Origin of the sequence: Pseudomonas sp. RSB 5.4 (assembly GCF_037126175.1) — a bacterium.
GTDB lineage: Bacteria > Pseudomonadota > Gammaproteobacteria > Pseudomonadales > Pseudomonadaceae > Aquipseudomonas > Aquipseudomonas fluorescens_H.
In genome coordinates this window covers 598,382-614,810 of record NZ_CP146986.1, presented here as the reverse complement: position 1 = coordinate 614,810, position 16,429 = coordinate 598,382, and the positions used below count along the sequence as shown (strand labels likewise).

The 16,429-nt window shown below is 57.4% G+C and carries 16 protein-coding genes and 4 tRNA genes; 5 read left to right on the top strand and 15 right to left on the bottom strand.

Going from position 1 to position 16,429, the window contains the following annotated elements; translation table 11 throughout:
- Positions 1-166: 166 nt before the first annotated feature.
- From V9L13_RS02615 to V9L13_RS02575, 9 genes are all read right to left on the bottom strand, one after another.
- Positions 167-439 (bottom strand): HU family DNA-binding protein, encoded by a 273-nt coding sequence (locus V9L13_RS02615; protein ID WP_008077714.1) that lies wholly within the window; start codon positions 437-439, stop codon positions 167-169.
- Between the two features lie 147 nt (positions 440-586).
- The gene (lon, locus tag V9L13_RS02610) at positions 587-2,983 is read right to left on the bottom strand and encodes an endopeptidase La (RefSeq protein WP_338801376.1); all 2,397 of its coding nucleotides are present in this window, start codon (positions 2,981-2,983) and stop codon (positions 587-589) included.
- A 162-nt stretch (positions 2,984-3,145) separates the two neighbouring features.
- Complete coding sequence (gene clpX, locus V9L13_RS02605; RefSeq protein WP_003223632.1) at positions 3,146-4,429, bottom strand: ATP-dependent Clp protease ATP-binding subunit ClpX; 1,284 nt, start codon at positions 4,427-4,429, stop codon at positions 3,146-3,148.
- 112 nt (positions 4,430-4,541) lie between these two features.
- Entirely contained in the window at positions 4,542-5,177 is a 636-nt protein-coding gene (gene clpP, locus V9L13_RS02600) for an ATP-dependent Clp endopeptidase proteolytic subunit ClpP (protein WP_003223631.1), read from the bottom strand.
- Positions 5,178-5,269: 92 nt separating this feature from the next.
- Entirely contained in the window at positions 5,270-6,580 is a 1,311-nt protein-coding gene (gene tig / locus V9L13_RS02595; protein WP_003223629.1) for a trigger factor, read from the bottom strand.
- Positions 6,581-6,978: 398 nt separating this feature from the next.
- Positions 6,979-7,054: transfer RNA gene (locus tag V9L13_RS02590), tRNA-His, on the bottom strand.
- Positions 7,055-7,130: 76 nt separating this feature from the next.
- Positions 7,131-7,215 (bottom strand) — tRNA-Leu (locus V9L13_RS02585).
- A 58-nt stretch (positions 7,216-7,273) separates the two neighbouring features.
- Positions 7,274-7,349 (bottom strand) — tRNA-His (locus tag V9L13_RS02580).
- Between the two features lie 32 nt (positions 7,350-7,381).
- A tRNA-Arg gene (locus V9L13_RS02575) sits at positions 7,382-7,458 on the bottom strand.
- 275 nt (positions 7,459-7,733) lie between these two features.
- Between V9L13_RS02575 and folD the strand changes: the two genes are divergently transcribed.
- Both folD and pbpG read left to right on the top strand, forming a co-directional pair.
- The gene (folD, locus tag V9L13_RS02570) at positions 7,734-8,588 is read left to right on the top strand and encodes a bifunctional methylenetetrahydrofolate dehydrogenase/methenyltetrahydrofolate cyclohydrolase FolD (protein ID WP_003223627.1); all 855 of its coding nucleotides are present in this window, start codon (positions 7,734-7,736) and stop codon (positions 8,586-8,588) included.
- A 229-nt stretch (positions 8,589-8,817) separates the two neighbouring features.
- Complete coding sequence (gene pbpG / locus V9L13_RS02565; protein ID WP_338801375.1) at positions 8,818-9,756, top strand: D-alanyl-D-alanine endopeptidase; 939 nt, start codon at positions 8,818-8,820, stop codon at positions 9,754-9,756.
- A 151-nt stretch (positions 9,757-9,907) separates the two neighbouring features.
- On the opposite strand, the gene V9L13_RS02560 is transcribed toward pbpG, so the two are convergent.
- The 3 genes from V9L13_RS02560 to V9L13_RS02550 all read right to left on the bottom strand — a co-directional run bounded on the left by V9L13_RS02560 (position 9,908) and on the right by V9L13_RS02550 (position 11,082).
- Positions 9,908-10,102 carry a hypothetical protein gene (locus V9L13_RS02560; protein ID WP_003223623.1) on the bottom strand — a complete coding sequence of 65 codons (195 nt, stop codon included), beginning with the start codon at positions 10,100-10,102 and terminating at the stop codon, positions 9,908-9,910.
- A gap of 12 nt (positions 10,103-10,114) precedes the next feature.
- Entirely contained in the window at positions 10,115-10,321 is a 207-nt protein-coding gene (locus V9L13_RS02555; RefSeq protein WP_201138179.1) for a DUF6021 family protein, read from the bottom strand.
- A gap of 89 nt (positions 10,322-10,410) precedes the next feature.
- On the bottom strand, positions 10,411-11,082 hold the full coding sequence (locus V9L13_RS02550; protein ID WP_201138180.1) for a peptidase C39 family protein: 672 nt from the start codon (positions 11,080-11,082) through the stop codon (positions 10,411-10,413).
- A gap of 210 nt (positions 11,083-11,292) precedes the next feature.
- Here V9L13_RS02550 and V9L13_RS02545 point away from each other — a divergent pair, with 210 nt between their 5' ends.
- Entirely contained in the window at positions 11,293-11,484 is a 192-nt protein-coding gene (locus tag V9L13_RS02545; RefSeq protein ID WP_045122375.1) for a hypothetical protein, read from the top strand.
- A 59-nt stretch (positions 11,485-11,543) separates the two neighbouring features.
- Here V9L13_RS02545 and V9L13_RS02540 read toward each other — a convergent pair whose 3' ends face one another.
- Both V9L13_RS02540 and V9L13_RS02535 read right to left on the bottom strand, forming a co-directional pair.
- Positions 11,544-12,293, bottom strand: a complete 750-nt coding sequence (locus V9L13_RS02540; protein WP_338801374.1) for a TerC family protein — start codon at positions 12,291-12,293, stop codon at positions 11,544-11,546.
- A 29-nt stretch (positions 12,294-12,322) separates the two neighbouring features.
- Entirely contained in the window at positions 12,323-12,565 is a 243-nt protein-coding gene (locus V9L13_RS02535) for a hypothetical protein (RefSeq protein ID WP_007965379.1), read from the bottom strand.
- A gap of 229 nt (positions 12,566-12,794) precedes the next feature.
- On the opposite strand from V9L13_RS02535, the gene nhaR reads away from it, so the two are divergent.
- Positions 12,795-13,694, top strand: coding sequence for a transcriptional activator NhaR (nhaR, locus tag V9L13_RS02530; RefSeq protein WP_045122374.1), 900 nt, complete (start codon positions 12,795-12,797; stop codon positions 13,692-13,694).
- Here the strand turns inward: nhaR and V9L13_RS02525 are convergent.
- Positions 13,689-14,852, bottom strand: a complete 1,164-nt coding sequence (locus V9L13_RS02525; RefSeq protein WP_338801373.1) for an MFS transporter — start codon at positions 14,850-14,852, stop codon at positions 13,689-13,691. The genes nhaR and V9L13_RS02525 overlap by 6 nt on opposite strands.
- Before the next feature lie 334 nt (positions 14,853-15,186).
- On the opposite strand from V9L13_RS02525, the gene sstT reads away from it, so the two are divergent.
- Entirely contained in the window at positions 15,187-16,419 is a 1,233-nt protein-coding gene (gene sstT, locus V9L13_RS02520) for a serine/threonine transporter SstT (protein ID WP_338801372.1), read from the top strand.
- Positions 16,420-16,429 lie beyond the last annotated feature (10 nt).

Genomic DNA, 16,429 nt, shown 5'->3' with positions numbered 1-16,429 from the left:
AAAGGCGCATCCGAGGATGCGCCTTCTCGTAACTGGCGGAGCGGACAGGGCTCGAACCCTCGATCCCGGCGTAACAGGCGGCTGTTCCAGCGACCTGCTCTACCGCTCCGCTGCCAAGTCAGGCTTGACCCCGACCCGGATGGGTAAAAACCTGAAACAAACTAACTTAGTTGACAGCTTCTTTCAGTGCTTTACCGGCTTTGAAACCTGGCTTTTTAGCAGCAGCGATTTGCAGCGTCTTGCCGGTCTGTGGGTTACGACCAACGCGAGCTGGACGATCAGTCACGGAGAAAGTGCCGAAACCAACCAGAACAACGGAGTCGCCAGCCTTGAGAGCGCCAGTGACGGATTCGATTACAGCGTCCAGCGCACGGCCAGCAGCAGCTTTCGGGATATCAGCGGATGCAGCGATAGCATCAATCAGTTCCGACTTGTTCACTCTAAGTCCCCTTATATCTATTTTGAGATGATTCTAAGTTTTTTGGTGAAAGCAAAAACAGTGCTGAATGGCCTACAGACACTTAAGAGCCGCTTTATAACAAGGGCTCTAAAAAGCTGTCAAGGAAGCCCCCCAGGCAAAAACGGATTAATGCGTGCTAATTCTTTCCTTTGAATCAGACTCACGTTTTTCGTCCTTGGAAACTATCTCCGGAGCCACATCCGGCAAGGGCTCCGGCGCGTATTGCAGCGCAATTTGCAGGACCTCGTCAATCCATTTAACCGGTTTAATCTGCAGATCCTGCTTGATATTGTCAGGAATCTCCTTCAGATCGCGCACGTTCTCTTCCGGAATAATCACAATCTTGATTCCGCCGCGATGAGCCGCGAGCAGTTTTTCCTTCAGACCACCAATTGCCAGCACTTGACCACGCAGAGTGATTTCGCCAGTCATGGCGACATCCGCGCGTACCGGGATCCCGGTCAATGCCGACACCAGTGCCGTGCACATGCCCACACCAGCGCTAGGGCCGTCCTTCGGGGTCGCCCCTTCCGGCATGTGAATGTGGGTGTCGCGCTTCTCGTGGAAGTCCAGAGGAATGCCCAGGCTCTTGGCACGGCTGCGTACAACAGTCAGCGCGGCAGTGATCGATTCGACCATTACATCGCCCAGCGAACCGGTCTTGATCAATTGACCTTTACCCGGCACCACAGCCGCTTCGATGGTCAGCAGTTCGCCTCCCACCTGCGTCCACGCCAGGCCAGTCACCTGACCGATCTGGTCCTGTTGCTCAGCCAGACCGTAACGGAATTTGCGCACGCCGAGGAAATGCTCCAGCAGATCAGCTGTCACTTTTACCGAGAAGCGTTTTTCCAGCGCGTGCTCTTTGACGGCCTTGCGGCAGACCTTGGCGATCTGACGTTCGAGGCCACGCACACCGGCTTCGCGGGTGTAGTAACGGATGATGTCGCGAATCGCTTCTTCGTCGAATTCCAGCTCGCCCTTCTTCAGACCGTTGGCGGCAATCTGCTTCGGCGACAGGTACTTGACGGCGATGTTGATCTTTTCGTCTTCGGTGTAGCCCGGCAGGCGAATGACTTCCATCCGGTCCAGCAGTGCCGGCGGGATGTTCATCGAGTTCGAGGTGCACAGGAACATCACATCGGACAGGTCGTAATCGACTTCCAGATAGTGATCGTTGAAGTTGTGGTTCTGCTCCGGATCAAGCACTTCCAGCAACGCCGACGCTGGATCGCCGCGCATGTCGCTGCCCATTTTGTCGATTTCATCGAGCAGGAACAGCGGGTTGCGCACACCCACTTTTGTCATCTTTTGAATCAATCTTCCCGGCATCGAACCGATGTAGGTCCGGCGGTGACCACGAATTTCCGCCTCGTCACGCACGCCACCAAGGGCCATGCGCACGAATTTACGGTTGGTGGCGTGGGCAATCGACTCCGCCAGCGAGGTTTTACCCACGCCAGGAGGACCGACCAGGCACAACACCGGGCCACGAATCTTCTTCACGCGCTTCTGCACGGCGAGGTATTCAAGGATGCGTTCCTTGACCTCTTCAAGGCCATAGTGATCGGCGTCGAGAATGTCTTCAGCACGCGCCAGGTCGAGGCGTACCTTGCTCTGTGCCTTCCACGGCACCTGCACCAGCCAGTCGATGTAGGAGCGCACCACGGTGGCTTCAGCGGACATCGGCGACATCTGCTTGAGTTTGTTCAGCTCGGCGGAGGCCTTGGCCAGGGCATCTTTTGGCAAACCGGCAGCGTCGATGCGCTTTTTCAGCTCTTCGATTTCGTTGTGACCTTCGTCACCGTCGCCGAGCTCTTTCTGAATGGCCTTCATCTGCTCATTCAGGTAGTACTCGCGCTGGCTGCGCTCCATTTGCTTTTTGACGCGGCCGCGAATGCGTTTTTCGACTTGCAGCAGATCGATCTCGGCATCCAGCAACGCGAGCACGTGCTCGACCCGGGCCGACAGATCGATGATTTCGAGAATTTCCTGCTTCTGCTCGATTTTCAGCGCCATGTGCGCGGCCATAGTGTCGACCAGGCGGCCAGGCTCATCGATGCTGTTGAGCGATGACAGGACTTCAGCCGGGACTTTCTTGCCCAACTGCACATATTGTTCGAACTGCGACAGCAGGCTGCGCACGAACACTTCGGATTCGCGCTCGGCGGCATCGACTTCATCGATCAGCGAGACCTCGGCGCGGCAATGCCCGTCGACTTCACTGAAGCGCTCTACAGCGCCGCGCTGCTCACCTTCGACCAGAACCTTGACCGTGCCATCCGGCAGCTTCAGCAGCTGCAGCACAGTAGCAATCGTACCTACGCGATAGAGAGCGTCTTCACCGGGATCATCGTCAGCCGGGTTTCTCTGGGCCAGCAGCAGGATCTGCTTGTCGCCCGTCATCGCGGCCTCGAGGGCTTCGATGGATTTCTCGCGCCCCACGAACAGCGGGATAACCATGTGCGGATAAACCACGACATCGCGCAATGGCAGGAGAGGCAATTCGATGGTTGTCTTCATGATTTCGCCTCTACGGCGGCCATATGGCCGTAATCAGATGGAATTAAGCTTGAAACCAAGATGGGGGCTGCCTTGAAAAAAAACAAGCGCTAAGCGGATGTAAAAAACGACATAAAAAAAAGAGGCCCGAAGGCCCCTTCTTTGTTCCGGCAGTGTGGACGCTTACGCGTCCGGCGCTGCCTTGGCCGTCGGCTCACTGTTTTCATAGATATACAGTGGCTTGGACTTGCCTTCAATCACGCTTTCATCGATGACGACTTTGCTCACCTCGGACTGCGAGGGGATTTCGTACATCGTGTCGAGCAGCACACCTTCGAGAATCGAGCGCAGGCCACGAGCACCAGTTTTACGTTCCAGGGCACGCTTGGCGACCGATTTCAGGGCGTCGGTCCGGAACTCCAGATCCACGCCTTCCATCTCGAACAGCTTGGCATACTGTTTGGTCAGAGCATTTTTCGGCTCGGTGAGGATTTGCATCAGCGCAGCCTCGTCGAGCTCGTCCAGCGTCGCAAGCACCGGCAGACGACCGACGAATTCCGGGATCAGACCGAACTTGACCAGATCGTCAGGCTCGACTTCACGCAGGGATTCACCGACTTTCTTGCCTTCTTCCTTGCTGCGTACTTCTGCGTTGAAACCGATGCCGCCCTTGGTGGAACGGTTTTGAATAACCTTTTCCAGACCGGAGAACGCACCACCACAGATGAACAGGATGTTACGGGTGTCGACCTGCAGGAATTCCTGCTGCGGATGCTTGCGGCCACCTTGCGGCGGAACGGAAGCGACCGTGCCTTCGATCAACTTGAGCAAGGCCTGCTGCACGCCTTCACCGGAAACATCGCGGGTGATCGACGGGTTGTCGGACTTGCGGGAAATCTTGTCGATTTCGTCGATGTAGACAATGCCCATCTGGGCCTTTTCCACGTCGTAATCGCACTTTTGCAGCAATTTCTGAATGATGTTCTCGACATCTTCACCTACGTAACCGGCCTCGGTGAGGGTGGTTGCGTCGGCGATGGTGAACGGAACGTTCAGCAGGCGGGCCAGTGTTTCGGCCAGCAGGGTTTTACCGGAGCCTGTCGGGCCGATCAGCAGGATGTTGCTCTTGCCGAGTTCGACGTCGTCAGCCTTCTTGTCACGCTGATTCAGGCGCTTGTAGTGGTTGTACACCGCTACGGCCAGAACCTTTTTCGCACGCTCCTGACCGATTACATACTGATCAAGGATGCCGCTGATTTCTTTAGGCGAAGGCAATTTATGCGCGCTGCTTTCGGCCTGGGCTTCCTGCACCTCCTCGCGGATGATGTCATTGCACAGGTCGACGCACTCGTCGCAGATAAAGACCGAGGGGCCGGCAATCAATTTGCGTACTTCATGCTGGCTTTTGCCACAGAAGGAGCAATAGAGCAGCTTGCCGTTGTCCTCGCCGTTGCGGGTGTCAGTCATTCGTTCGATCCAAATCCGATAGGCTTGCAACACAAGATGAAGGCTATTGCGGGCTTTTTCAAGCCCGCTGGTGGTCGGACCTGCCGACCAACCTTATTTTGAGCTGCTTATTTTACGCAGGACGCTGGCTGATGACTTCGTCGATCAGGCCGTATTCCTTCGCAGCTTCTGCACTCATGAAGTTGTCGCGATTGGTGTCGCGCTCGATTTCTTCAAGGGTACGACCGCTGTGCTTGGCCATCAGCGTGTTCAGACGCTCGCGAATGAAGAGGATTTCCTTGGCATGGATTTCGATATCCGAAGCCTGACCCTGGAAACCGCCCAGTGGCTGGTGAATCATCACACGCGAGTTCGGCAGGCAGAAACGCTTGCCAGGAGCACCGGCCGTCAGCAGGAATGCACCCATGCTGCACGCCTGACCAATGCAGGTCGTCGATACGTTTGGCTTGATGAACTGCATGGTGTCGTAGATCGACATGCCCGCTGTCACCGAACCGCCCGGGGAGTTGATATAGAGATGGATGTCCTTGTCCGGGTTTTCCGCTTCAAGGAACAGCAATTGCGCACAGATCAGGTTGGCCATGTAGTCCTCTACAGGACCCACCAGAAAGATTACACGCTCCTTCAGAAGGCGCGAGTAGATGTCATAGGCGCGCTCGCCACGAGCAGATTGCTCGACAACCATCGGGACCAGGCCGCCGGCGGCCTGGATATCAGAGTTCTGCTGAATATACGAATTACGGAACATGCTCTGCAGTCACTCCCAAATAGTTATGTCTTGAATACGCATAAGCCAGCTCGAAGGCTGGCTTATGTGTGTACTTCTTAACGCAAAAACAATCAGTCGGCTTTTGGAGCTTCTACCGGCTTGACCGCTTCTTCGTAAGAGACCGATTTGTCGGTCACGCTAGCTTTCTGCAGAACAGTATCCACAACTTGTTCTTCCAGCACAACCGAACGGACTTCGTTCAGTTGCTGCTCGTTCTTGTAGTACCAGGACACAACCTGCTCAGGTTCCTGGTAAGCAGAAGCCATTTCCTGGATCATTTCGCGAACGCGGGCTTCGTCAGGCTTCAGGTCGAATTGCTTGACCACTTCAGCCACGATCAGACCCAGCACTACGCGGCGCTTGGCTTGCTCTTCGAACAGCTCGGCCGGCAGTTGGTCAGGCTTGATGTTGCCACCGAACTGCTGAACAGCCTGCACGCGCAGACGGTCAACTTCGTTGGACAGCAGAGCCTTAGGCACTTCGATCGGGTTGGTGGCCAGCAGACCGTCCATAACCTGATTTTTTACCTTGGACTTGATGGCCTGACGCAGCTCACGCTCCATGTTCTTGCGAACTTCGGTGCGGAAGCCTTCCAGACCGGTTTCCTTGATGCCGAATTGAGCGAAGAACTCTTCGTTCAGCTCTGGCAGCTTTGGCTCGGAAACGGTGTTTACAGTCACGGTGAACTCGGCGGTTTTGCCGGCCAGGTCCAGGTTCTGATAGTCCTCTGGGAAGGTCAGGTTCAGAACGCGCTCTTCGCCCGCTTTAGCGCCCACCAGGCCTTCTTCGAAGCCCGGGATCATGCGACCGGAACCCAGCACCAGCTGAGTACCTTTGGCCGAGCCGCCAGCGAATGCTTCGCCGTCAACCTTGCCAACGAAATCGATGTTCAGCTGGTCTTCGTTCTGAGCGGCACGATCGGCCACTTCGAAACGGGTGTTCTGCTTGCGCAGGATGTCCAGCATTTTGTCCAGATCAGCGTCAGCCACTTCAGCGCTCAGGCGCTCGACAGTGATGCCGTCGAAACCGGCAACGGTGAACTCAGGGAACACTTCGAATACGGCTACGTATTCCAGGTCCTTGCCAGCTTCCAGCGACTTAGGCTCGATCGAAGGCGAACCGGCAGGGTTCAGCTTCTGCTCAACCACAGCTTCGTAGAAGGAGGACTGGATGACATCACCAACAGCTTCCTGACGAGCGTCAGCACCGAAACGGCGCTTGATTTCGCTCATTGGCACTTTGCCTGGACGGAAGCCAGCAATCTTGGCCTTTTGGGCAGTCTGCTGCAGACGCTTGTTGACCTGGCTCTCAATGCGCTCAGCCGGCACGGTGACGCTCATGCGGCGCTCAAGAGCAGTAGTATTTTCAACAGAAACTTGCATGGATATTCCTCGTTGCACAGACGTTAGCCGGCCGTTTCCGACCCCAGAATCAAGGGCATGCATTCTAGTGGGTCAAACTCAAGAAGTCACCCTACTGAAAACGGGTAAAAAAACAGCAGGCCATTTATAGGTGTGAATGCATCAATGCACTCCACCCCGAAGATGAATAAAGACCATCACGCCAGGGCTCTGCTTCAACCGCTTCTATATATAGAAGAGACCGCGAGCCATCTCCCTGACGGCCGATCCTGCGAACATGGCCGGTGGTCGGCACGCAGGCCGCAAGCCCATGAACACGACGAAACGCCTTGCCCTTCGAGCCGAAAACCAGCGCAACAAACCACAAGCCGTAAAACAAAAAAGGCGCCAGACTGTTAAATCTGGCGCCTTTCGAAATATGGGGTGGACGATGGGGATCGAACCCACGACAACGGGAGTCACAATCCCGTGCTCTACCAACTGAGCTACGCCCACCATATTGCGTCACAAAAAAGCCATTCAACTTCTTTGCTGAACTTCATCAGGCCTGCGGCATGAATGAAGCTTTAATTGGTGCGGATGAAGAGACTCGAACTCTTACGCCTCGCGGCGCTGGAACCTAAATCCAGTGTGTCTACCAATTCCACCACATCCGCAGATGAAGCTTTTTAAAGCAAAGGCGCCAGACTGTTACATCTGGCGCCTTTCGAAATATGGGGTGGACGATGGGGATCGAACCCACGACAACGGGAGTCACAATCCCGTGCTCTACCAACTGAGCTACGCCCACCATATCGCGTTACTTGTGCCAAAGCTGCCTAATGGCGCACCCGGCAGGACTCGAACCTGCGACCATCCGCTTAGAAGGCGGATGCTCTATCCAGCTGAGCTACGGGCGCCTTGTTAATCTGTACCCTTGGAGGACTACAAACTAAGTGCTTTCCAGCTTCGCAGAACCGTAATTCCGCTCGACCTTCTTAACCAGTGCTAGGCTGTGCCCGACAAGTGCGACGAATAGTATAGAGCGACCTTTAGGTCGTCAAATCTTTTTTGAAAAAAATTCATTTAATTAAAGGAGTTAGGGGAATTTGCTGACCAAGCGCCTTTGCCCTCACCGCCTGACATGCGAGAATGCGTTCTCTTTTTTTCCCCTCTCGATGGTTAATCACGCGCAATGACTGCACAACTAATCGACGGCAAATCGATCGCCGCCAGCCTGCGCCAGCAGATCGCCCAACGAGTTGCCGAGCGTCGCCAGCAAGGCCTGCGCACTCCCGGCCTCGCGGTGATCCTGGTCGGCAGCGATCCTGCCTCTCAGGTTTATGTCTCGCACAAGCGTAAAGACTGTGAAGAGGTCGGCTTCCTCTCTCAAGCCTACGACCTGCCTTCCGAAACCACTCAAGAAGCACTGACCGATCTGATCGATCGCCTCAACGACGACCCGGCCATCGACGGCGTATTGCTGCAATTGCCGCTGCCGGAGCACCTGGATGCCTCCAAACTGCTGGAGCGCATCCGCCCGGACAAAGACGTCGATGGTTTCCATCCTTATAACGTCGGCCGCCTGGCCCAGCGCATTCCGCTGCTGCGCCCGTGCACTCCGAAAGGCATCATGACCTTGCTGGAAAGCACCGGCGTTGACCTTTATGGTCTGGATGCGGTGGTGGTTGGCGCGTCCAACATCGTCGGTCGCCCGATGGCGATGGAACTGCTGCTGGCCGGCTGCACCGTGACCGTCACGCACCGCTTCACCAAGGATCTGGCCGGCCACGTTGGTCGTGCCGATCTGGTAGTGGTAGCCGCCGGCAAGCCAGGTCTGGTCAAGGGCGAGTGGATCAAGGAAGGCGCGATCGTGATCGACGTCGGCATCAACCGTCAGGACGACGGCAAGCTGGTCGGTGACGTGGTGTACGAAACCGCCCTGCCCCGCGCCGGCTGGATCACTCCGGTACCGGGCGGCGTTGGCCCGATGACCCGTGCCTGCCTGCTGGAAAACACCCTCTACGCGGCAGAAACCCTGCACGCCTGAGACGTTTTTTCGCAATAAAAGAACCCCGCCCTGTGCGGGGTTTTTTGTTCCTGAGAAAAAACTCTAACCGTTCGACGGAAACCCCTCTTTTCACAGGCCTTTTCACGAGATTTTCAGGTCATTCAAACAACCATCGACAGTTCTTCAGCCATACTCCTAAAATGCGCCGTTTCTAAGAAATAACCCGTTACAAAATAACGGAATATCCAACCTTTATGAGTTCGCCCGCGTGAAAATTCGTCTTTCGATCCTGAGCCTGTTTTTCGCTTTTTCAGGCACATTCGTCACGCCAACCGTCAACGCCGCTGAAACCACCGCCGCGCCGCGCGACGCTTCGCAACTGAAGATCGCCTCCGGCAGCGCCCTGCTTATGGATTTGCAGACCAATAAAGTCATCTATTCGAGCAACCCGGATGTGATCGTGCCGATCGCTTCGGTGAGCAAGTTGATGACCGGCTTGGTAGTGGTCGAGGCGCACCAGAACATGGACGAATGGGTCGACGTCGACATCAGCCACACGCCGGAAATGAAAGGCGTGTTCTCCCGAGTCAAACTCAAGAGCGAACTGCCGCGTCGCGAGATGTTGCTGATTGCCCTGATGTCCTCGGAAAACCGCGCAGCCGCCAGCCTCGCCCACCATTATCCGGGTGGCTATGCCGCGTTCATCGCGGCAATGAATGCCAAGGCCAAAGCGCTGGGCATGACCAACACTCACTATGTCGAGCCGACCGGTTTGTCGGAACGCAACGTTTCCACCGCCCGCGACCTGAGCAAATTGTTGGTGGCCGCGAGCAAGCATCCGATCCTCAGCGAGTTGACCACCACCAAGGAAAAAACCGTGTCGTTCCGCAAACCCAATTACACGCTGGGTTTTCGCAACACCGACCATCTGGTGAACAAGGCCGACTGGGACATCAAGATCACTAAAACCGGCTTTACCAACCCGGCGGGCCATTGCTTGGTGCTGGTGACGCGGATGAGCAACCGTCCGGTCGCTCTGGTGATTCTCGATGCGTTCGGCAAGTACACCCACTTCGCCGACGCAAGCCGTATCCGCAGCTGGATGGAAACCGGCAGGAGTACCAACGTGCCGGCGGTGGCGCAACAATACAAGGCGGAGAAAAACCTCAAGGGTCGCCAGAGCGGCGTGGTCGAAGCCTCCAAGTAAAACGACGCACTCAACTGTGGCGAGGGAGCTTGCTCCCGCTGGGGCGCGTAGCAGACCTTCTTTTTTAACAAGAAAAGGCCTGCTGCGCAGTCCAGCGGGATCAAGCTCCCTCGCCACAGAGGTATTCAGCCAGCTGTTGAATACCCGTTATTCAATCATTGGGTAACGGCATTTTGTCGTCGTCCGGAATGCCGTCACCAGCGCTCGGATCTGGTGTCATCACATTAGGCCGCGCCAGCGGATCACGCAGCGGGCTGTCCGGGTCCAGCACGGGGTCCAGCTCTTCCTCGGGCGTGGTCGGCACACTGTCCGGATGTTTATCGTCGAAACTGGAATCGGTACTCATACGCACCTCACTTCAAGGTTTCAGATCGGCTAACGGGTCATAGGGTTTGGCCGGGCGCTTGCTGTCTTCGCCGGACTCCACGTCCTTCGGCGCCTTCGCGGGGCCAACCGGATCGACCTGCGGATCGTCGAGGTCCGGCGAATCCGGGTCGAAGCCCAGCTCGTGACCAGAGGAATGCTCGCTCGAGTGCGGGCCTTTGGGGGATGGGGAATCTGCCATGCTCGCCTCCTGAATCACCCGCCAATTCGGGCTCTATCATTAAGAGGCGTGCCGGGCGTGAGGGTGCCCGGCAGATGACGAACGGAAGTTTAATGTGCTGCCAGCGCCTTTTTCGCTTGCGCAGCTTCACGCTCCTGCCCTGCCTGCGCCAGCTCGTCCGCAGCCTTGAGCCAGCGTTGACGGTCGACTTCGGCGGGAATCTGCGACGGTTTCTGGATCAGCACCGCCCAGCCGCCCGACTTCTCGAACGCCGACTCAAAGGAACTGAAACTCATCAATTCGCGATGGTTCATGCCGGCGCGCAATAGTACTTTCTGCTTGCGTCGGTCGTAACCGGAGAGGATTGCGTAACGCGGTTCAGCCCAGAAGGCCGAGCCCTCGCTGAAACGCACCATCACCGGATAGCCAGCCGCGACCTGGGTCAGCAAGGCAGGCAGGTTGCTGTCCAGCGGGTACACGACCATCCCGTATTCACGCGCGAGGCTCTGCAGGTTCTGTTGCAACTTGTCTTCGGCGCCCGGCAGATGCAGCGGCTTTTCCAGCAAACCCGGGGTGATCACGATGCCCTGCTGCGACAACAGGCTCGCCAACACCTGCGGCCCGCTCTGATTAGCCTCGCCGCGATAAAACGTACCACTGAGCTCAACCCGCTCCGGCAAGCGCTTGACCTGCGGTGCCACACTGCCCGCACACCCTGCCAACACCGCCGCGCATCCGGCTACCAGCAATGCCGCACGAATTCGAGAAAATACCTGGCCCATCATCGCTCTCTGTTCAGACGCCGGTCATCTTGTTCCGGCAAAGCCCCGATCATAGGTCGACACAGGTCAGCGGTATAGCCTTAAACGGCAGATGCAGTGCTTACATAGAGCAAAGTGATTGGTCACCACCGACCTTTGGTCAATAGCTTGAAACACGCCAATGACTAGACTGTCAGTGAAAAAGACTGAAATGGAAAAAGTGGGTGCCCGATGCAGGGCAAAGAGGAGGCACTGATGAGCCTGACCATGACTATCGTAATGCTGATTGCCGGCTGGCTGGCTGTGGCCACCGCCATGTTGTGGGGCGTGCTGCGCATCGCCCGGCGCCACCATCATCCGCTGCCGCCTGTGGCGGTCGAGAAACCGCAAAAGCACAACGCACGCCACGCGACCGCGCACTGAAAAACCATAAAAAAGCCCCCTGAACTCAAAGGTTCAGGGGGCTTTTGACTGGTCAGCGATTACGCCTGCTCAGCCAGTTTCCTCTGCTTCGCCCGGCGCGACATCATGTTCAGCACTTCAATCGCTGCCGAGAACGCCATCGCCGCATACACATAACCTTTCGGTACGTGGGCGCCGAAGCCTTCGGCGATCAGCGTCATGCCGATCATGATCAGGAAGCCCAGCGCCAGCATCACCACCGTCGGGTTGTCGTTGATGAATTTGGCCAGAGGCTCAGCCGCAAACAGCATCACCATCACCGACACCACCACCGCGATTACCATGATCGGCAGGTGTTCAGTCATGCCCACCGCGGTAATGATGCTGTCGATCGAGAACACCATGTCCAGCATCAGGATCTGACCGATCGCGGCAGCGAAGCCCAGAGTCACAGTCGATGTCGCGGTTTTCGGGTCTTCCGGCGCCGGGTCCATGCTGTGATGGATCTCGGTCGTGGCTTTCCACACCAGGAACAGACCACCGGCAATCAGGATCATGTCCTTCCAGGAGAACGCCTGACCCATGATTTCGATCACAGGGGCGGTCAACTGCACGATGAAGGCGATGGTGCTCAACAGGGCCAGACGCAGGATCAGCGCCATGCCGATACCGATTCGACGCGCCTTCTGCCGATGCTGAACGGGCAGTTTGTTGGTCAGGATCGAAATAAAGATCAGGTTATCGATGCCGAGCACGATCTCCATCACCACCAGTGTGGCCAAAGCAACCCAGGCGGCGGGGCTGGCGGCGAGTTCTAACAGATATTCCATGGGTCAGTCCTGACTCTGTGTAAGACGGTTTAGATGGTCTTGGAGGAAGATTCGGATTTTTCCGCATCTTTTTCCGGTGTTTCTTTTTTCTCGATCAGGCCGCCGGTGGCGTCACTGAGCGCCTGTTCAGCAGCCTTGTGCGTATCGTCGATTGCCTGTTTGGCGCTTTCGGCAGCCTTGCCCATCAATTGCTGAGCGCTTTTCTCGGCCTGATCGCAACCGGCCATAAGCAGTAAAGACGTAAACATCAATGCAGGGATTGTGTATTTCATGAGGCTTTCCTTCGAATGAACAGACAGGGTCACAGACCGCCCGTCGATGGCTGGGCATTCTAGGGAGACAAACACTTCAGGAAAATTCGTATTTTTAGCGGCTATACTTCGGCTTTAACGAACCATGACAACTAGTGTAGGAGCTGCCGAAGGCTGCGATCTTTTGATCTTGCTTGAAAAAATCAAAGATCGCAGTCTGCGGCAGCTCCTACAAAGGGGGACGCGGCGGATGCTGAATTACCGACAACTGCATTACTTCTGGGTGGTCGCCAAGACCGGCAGCATCGTGCGTGCCTGCGAGCAACTCAACCTGACGCCGCAAACCATAAGCGGGCAGATCTCGCTGCTCGAACAAACCTACGGCATTGAACTGTTTCAACGGGTCGGCCGGCAGCTTGAGCTGACTGAGGCCGGACGTCAGGCCCTGCCCTACGCCGAGCAGATGTTCCAGCTGGGCGGCGAGCTGGAATTGATGCTGCGCGCCCAGCCCAACGAACAGCAGATCCTGTTTCGCGTCGGCGTGGCGGATGTGGTGCCCAAATCCATCGTCTATCGCCTGATCGCACCAACCATGGAGCTGAACGAGCCGCTGCGCATCACCTGCCGCGAGGACAAACTCGAACGCCTGCTGGCGGATCTGGCGATCCAGCGTCTGGATCTGGTGATCTCCGACAGCCCCATGCCGTCGCACCTCGACATCAAGGGCTACAGCCAGAAGCTTGGCGAATGCGGGATCAGTTTCTTCGCCACCGCAGAACTTGCGGCGCAATACGGGGAGGATTTTCCGCGCAACCTCAACGGCGCACCGCTGTTGATTCCCGGGGCGGAAACCGTGGTGCGCAGCCGTTTGCAGCGCTGGTTCGCCGAGCAGCAGATCCAGCCGCGAATCGTCGGGGAGTTCGATGACAGCGCCCTGATGCAGGCCTTCGGCCAGTCGGGCAGCGGGATTTTCATCGGTCCGAGCGTTATTGCCGATGAAGTCAGACGCCAGTACGGCGTCGAAGTGATTGGCCAGACCGACGCGGTGACCGAGTCGTTCTATGCCATTTCGGTGGAGCGCAAGGTCAAGCACCCCGGCATCGTTGCGATTACCGAAGGTGCCCGACGCGAGCTGTTTACGGCGTTATGAAGCCTGCGCGCACTCTTCACGCGGCTTGAGCGTCATCAACACCATGGCGAGGAACACCGACAACAGAATGAAGCCGGCAGCGGCGAACCCCAGAAAGCCGAGGCCGGCACTGTCGATCACCCGACCGCCGATCATCGCGCCCAGGCCGATCCCGAGATTGGCCCCGGCGATATTCAACGAAGCGGCAAACGCCGGTGCCTGCGGCGCGGCTTTCATCAGACGCACATGGCTGACCAGGAACAGCGCAGCCTGAGTGATACCCCAGATGCCCATGGCCACCGCCAATCCCACCGTCGAGTGAATGTTCGGCACCAGCGACACCATGCCGGCAATCATGAACGCGCAGAACAGCACCGAGGCGCCCAACGGATGACGATCCACCGCGCGACCGCCCAGCGAGTTGCCGACCAGCCCAACCGCACCGAAGCCCATCAGGCACCAGCCAACCACCGTGCCGTTGAACCCGGCCAGCCGTTCGAGAATGTCGGCCAGATAGGTGTAGGCGGTGAACATGCCGCTGAACACCAGAATCGACAACACAACATGGCCGATCATCAGCGGGTTGCGCAAGATCTTGAACTGCGAGGCGAAGCTGACCTGATGCTGGTGCAGGCTGGTTTTCGGCAGGTACACAAACAGCAACAAGGCCTTGGCGAAAGCGATGACCGCCAGAATCGCGAACGCGCTGCGCCAGCCGAATGCATCGGAAATCAACGTGCCCACCGGAATACCGAACACCGTCGCGCAAACGATGCCGAAGCCAATCTTGGCAATCGCACGGCCAGCGTAATCCGGACCGACGATGTCCACCGCCGTCTCACTGGCCAAGGCCCAGAACACCGGTAGACCCAGCGCCGGAATCAACCGGGCGATCGCCATGACCCAGATGTTCGGCGCCAGCGCCGCAACAGTGTTGGCCAGACCGAACATGATCAGAATGGTGATGAATAGCTTGCGCCGCTCGAAACGGGCGAAATACGCGGTCAAGAATGGACCGAACATCGCCACGGTGAAAGCGAATAAAGTCACCAGCAGACCGGCCTGCGGAATGGTCACCGCCAGGTCTCGGGCGATTGCCGGCAACAGGCCGACGATGACGAATTCCGTGGTCAGCACCGTGAAGCCGGCGGCGGACAACAGAAGAATGGGCAACAGCATGAGCAACTCCAGCAAAACGACGACACCAGCGATGACCGAGAGGCCCGCTGGCAGACTATGAAAATGAGGATGGCGAATCTTAACAGAGTGTTTCAGTGCTGACTTGCACAAACCTGCCGACTTGCCGATCAATCCGGTGGCAGATCGTCACAGGTCTGAAGGATAAGGCCTGCGCTGTGATAAAGTCCGCGCCCCGAAAAACGTACACCCGTATCAACGCCCCGTTTAGTGGCGTTGGTTTCGCGTCAGCCCTATCGTTGCATGCCGGTGACCTGCCCCCGATGTATCACCGGTTTCACGCAACCCTGAACCGTATAAAAACAGAGATGCCGTCATGACTGCTTCATCCCCTTCTCTCCTGCAACGCCTGATAAACCTCAGCCTGGTCACACAGATCCTGATCGGCCTGATTGCCGGTATTGCCTTGGCGCTGTTCGCTCCGGAAGCGGCGAAAGGTTCGGCGTTCATCGGCAAAGTGTTTGTCTCGGCGCTGAAAGCCGTGGCGCCGATTCTGGTCTTCGTGCTGGTGATGGCGTCGATTGCCAACCACAAGCACGGTCAGGAAACGCACATTCGACCGATCCTGTTCCTGTACCTGCTCGGCACCTTCGCCGCCGCAGTCGTGGCGGTTGTCGCCAGCATGGCTTTTCCGTCGCATCTGGTGCTGTCCACCGACAATGTCGCGGTGACCGCGCCAGGCGGCATCGCCGAGGTGCTGCAAAGTCTGCTGTTGAGCGTGGTCGACAATCCGGTCAGCGCCCTGATGAATGCCAACTTCATCGGCATTCTGGCCTGGGCGATCGGCATGGGCGTTGCCATTCGCCACGCCGGTGACACCACCCGCGAAGTGCTCGGCGACCTGTCCAACGGCGTGACGCTGATCGTGCGCGTAGTGATTCGTTTCGCGCCGCTGGGCATTTTCGGTCTGGTGGCCTCGACTCTCGCCACCTCGGGCTTCGGCGCGCTGATCGGTTACGCACATCTGCTGGCCGTACTGCTGGGCTGCATGCTGTTCGTCGCGCTGGTGATGAACCCGCTGATCGTGTTCTGGAAACTGCGTCGCAACCCGTACCCGCTGACCCTCAAGTGCCTGCGCGAAAGCGGCATCACCGCGTTCTTCACCCGCAGCTCGGCGGCGAATATTCCGGTCAATCTGGAACTGAGCAAGCGTCTGGGCCTGCATGAAGACACCTACTCGGTGTCGATCCCGCTGGGCGCGACCATCAACATGGCCGGCGCGGCGATCACCATCACCGTGCTGACCCTGGCGGCGGTACACACGCTAGGCATTGCCGTAGACATCCCGACCGCGATCCTGCTCAGCGTCGTCGCGGCGATCTGTGCCTGTGGCGCCTCAGGCGTGGCCGGCGGTTCGCTGCTGCTGATTCCGCTGGCGTGCAGCCTGTTCGGCATTCCGAGCGAGATTGCCATGCAGGTGGTGGCGGTGGGCTTCATCATTGGCGTGTTGCAGGACTCGGCGGAGACTGCGCTGAATTCGTCCACCGATGTGCTGTTCACCGCCGCTGCTTGCCTGGGTGAAGAAGCGAAAGCCCAACGCACCGCATAACCCCTACAAA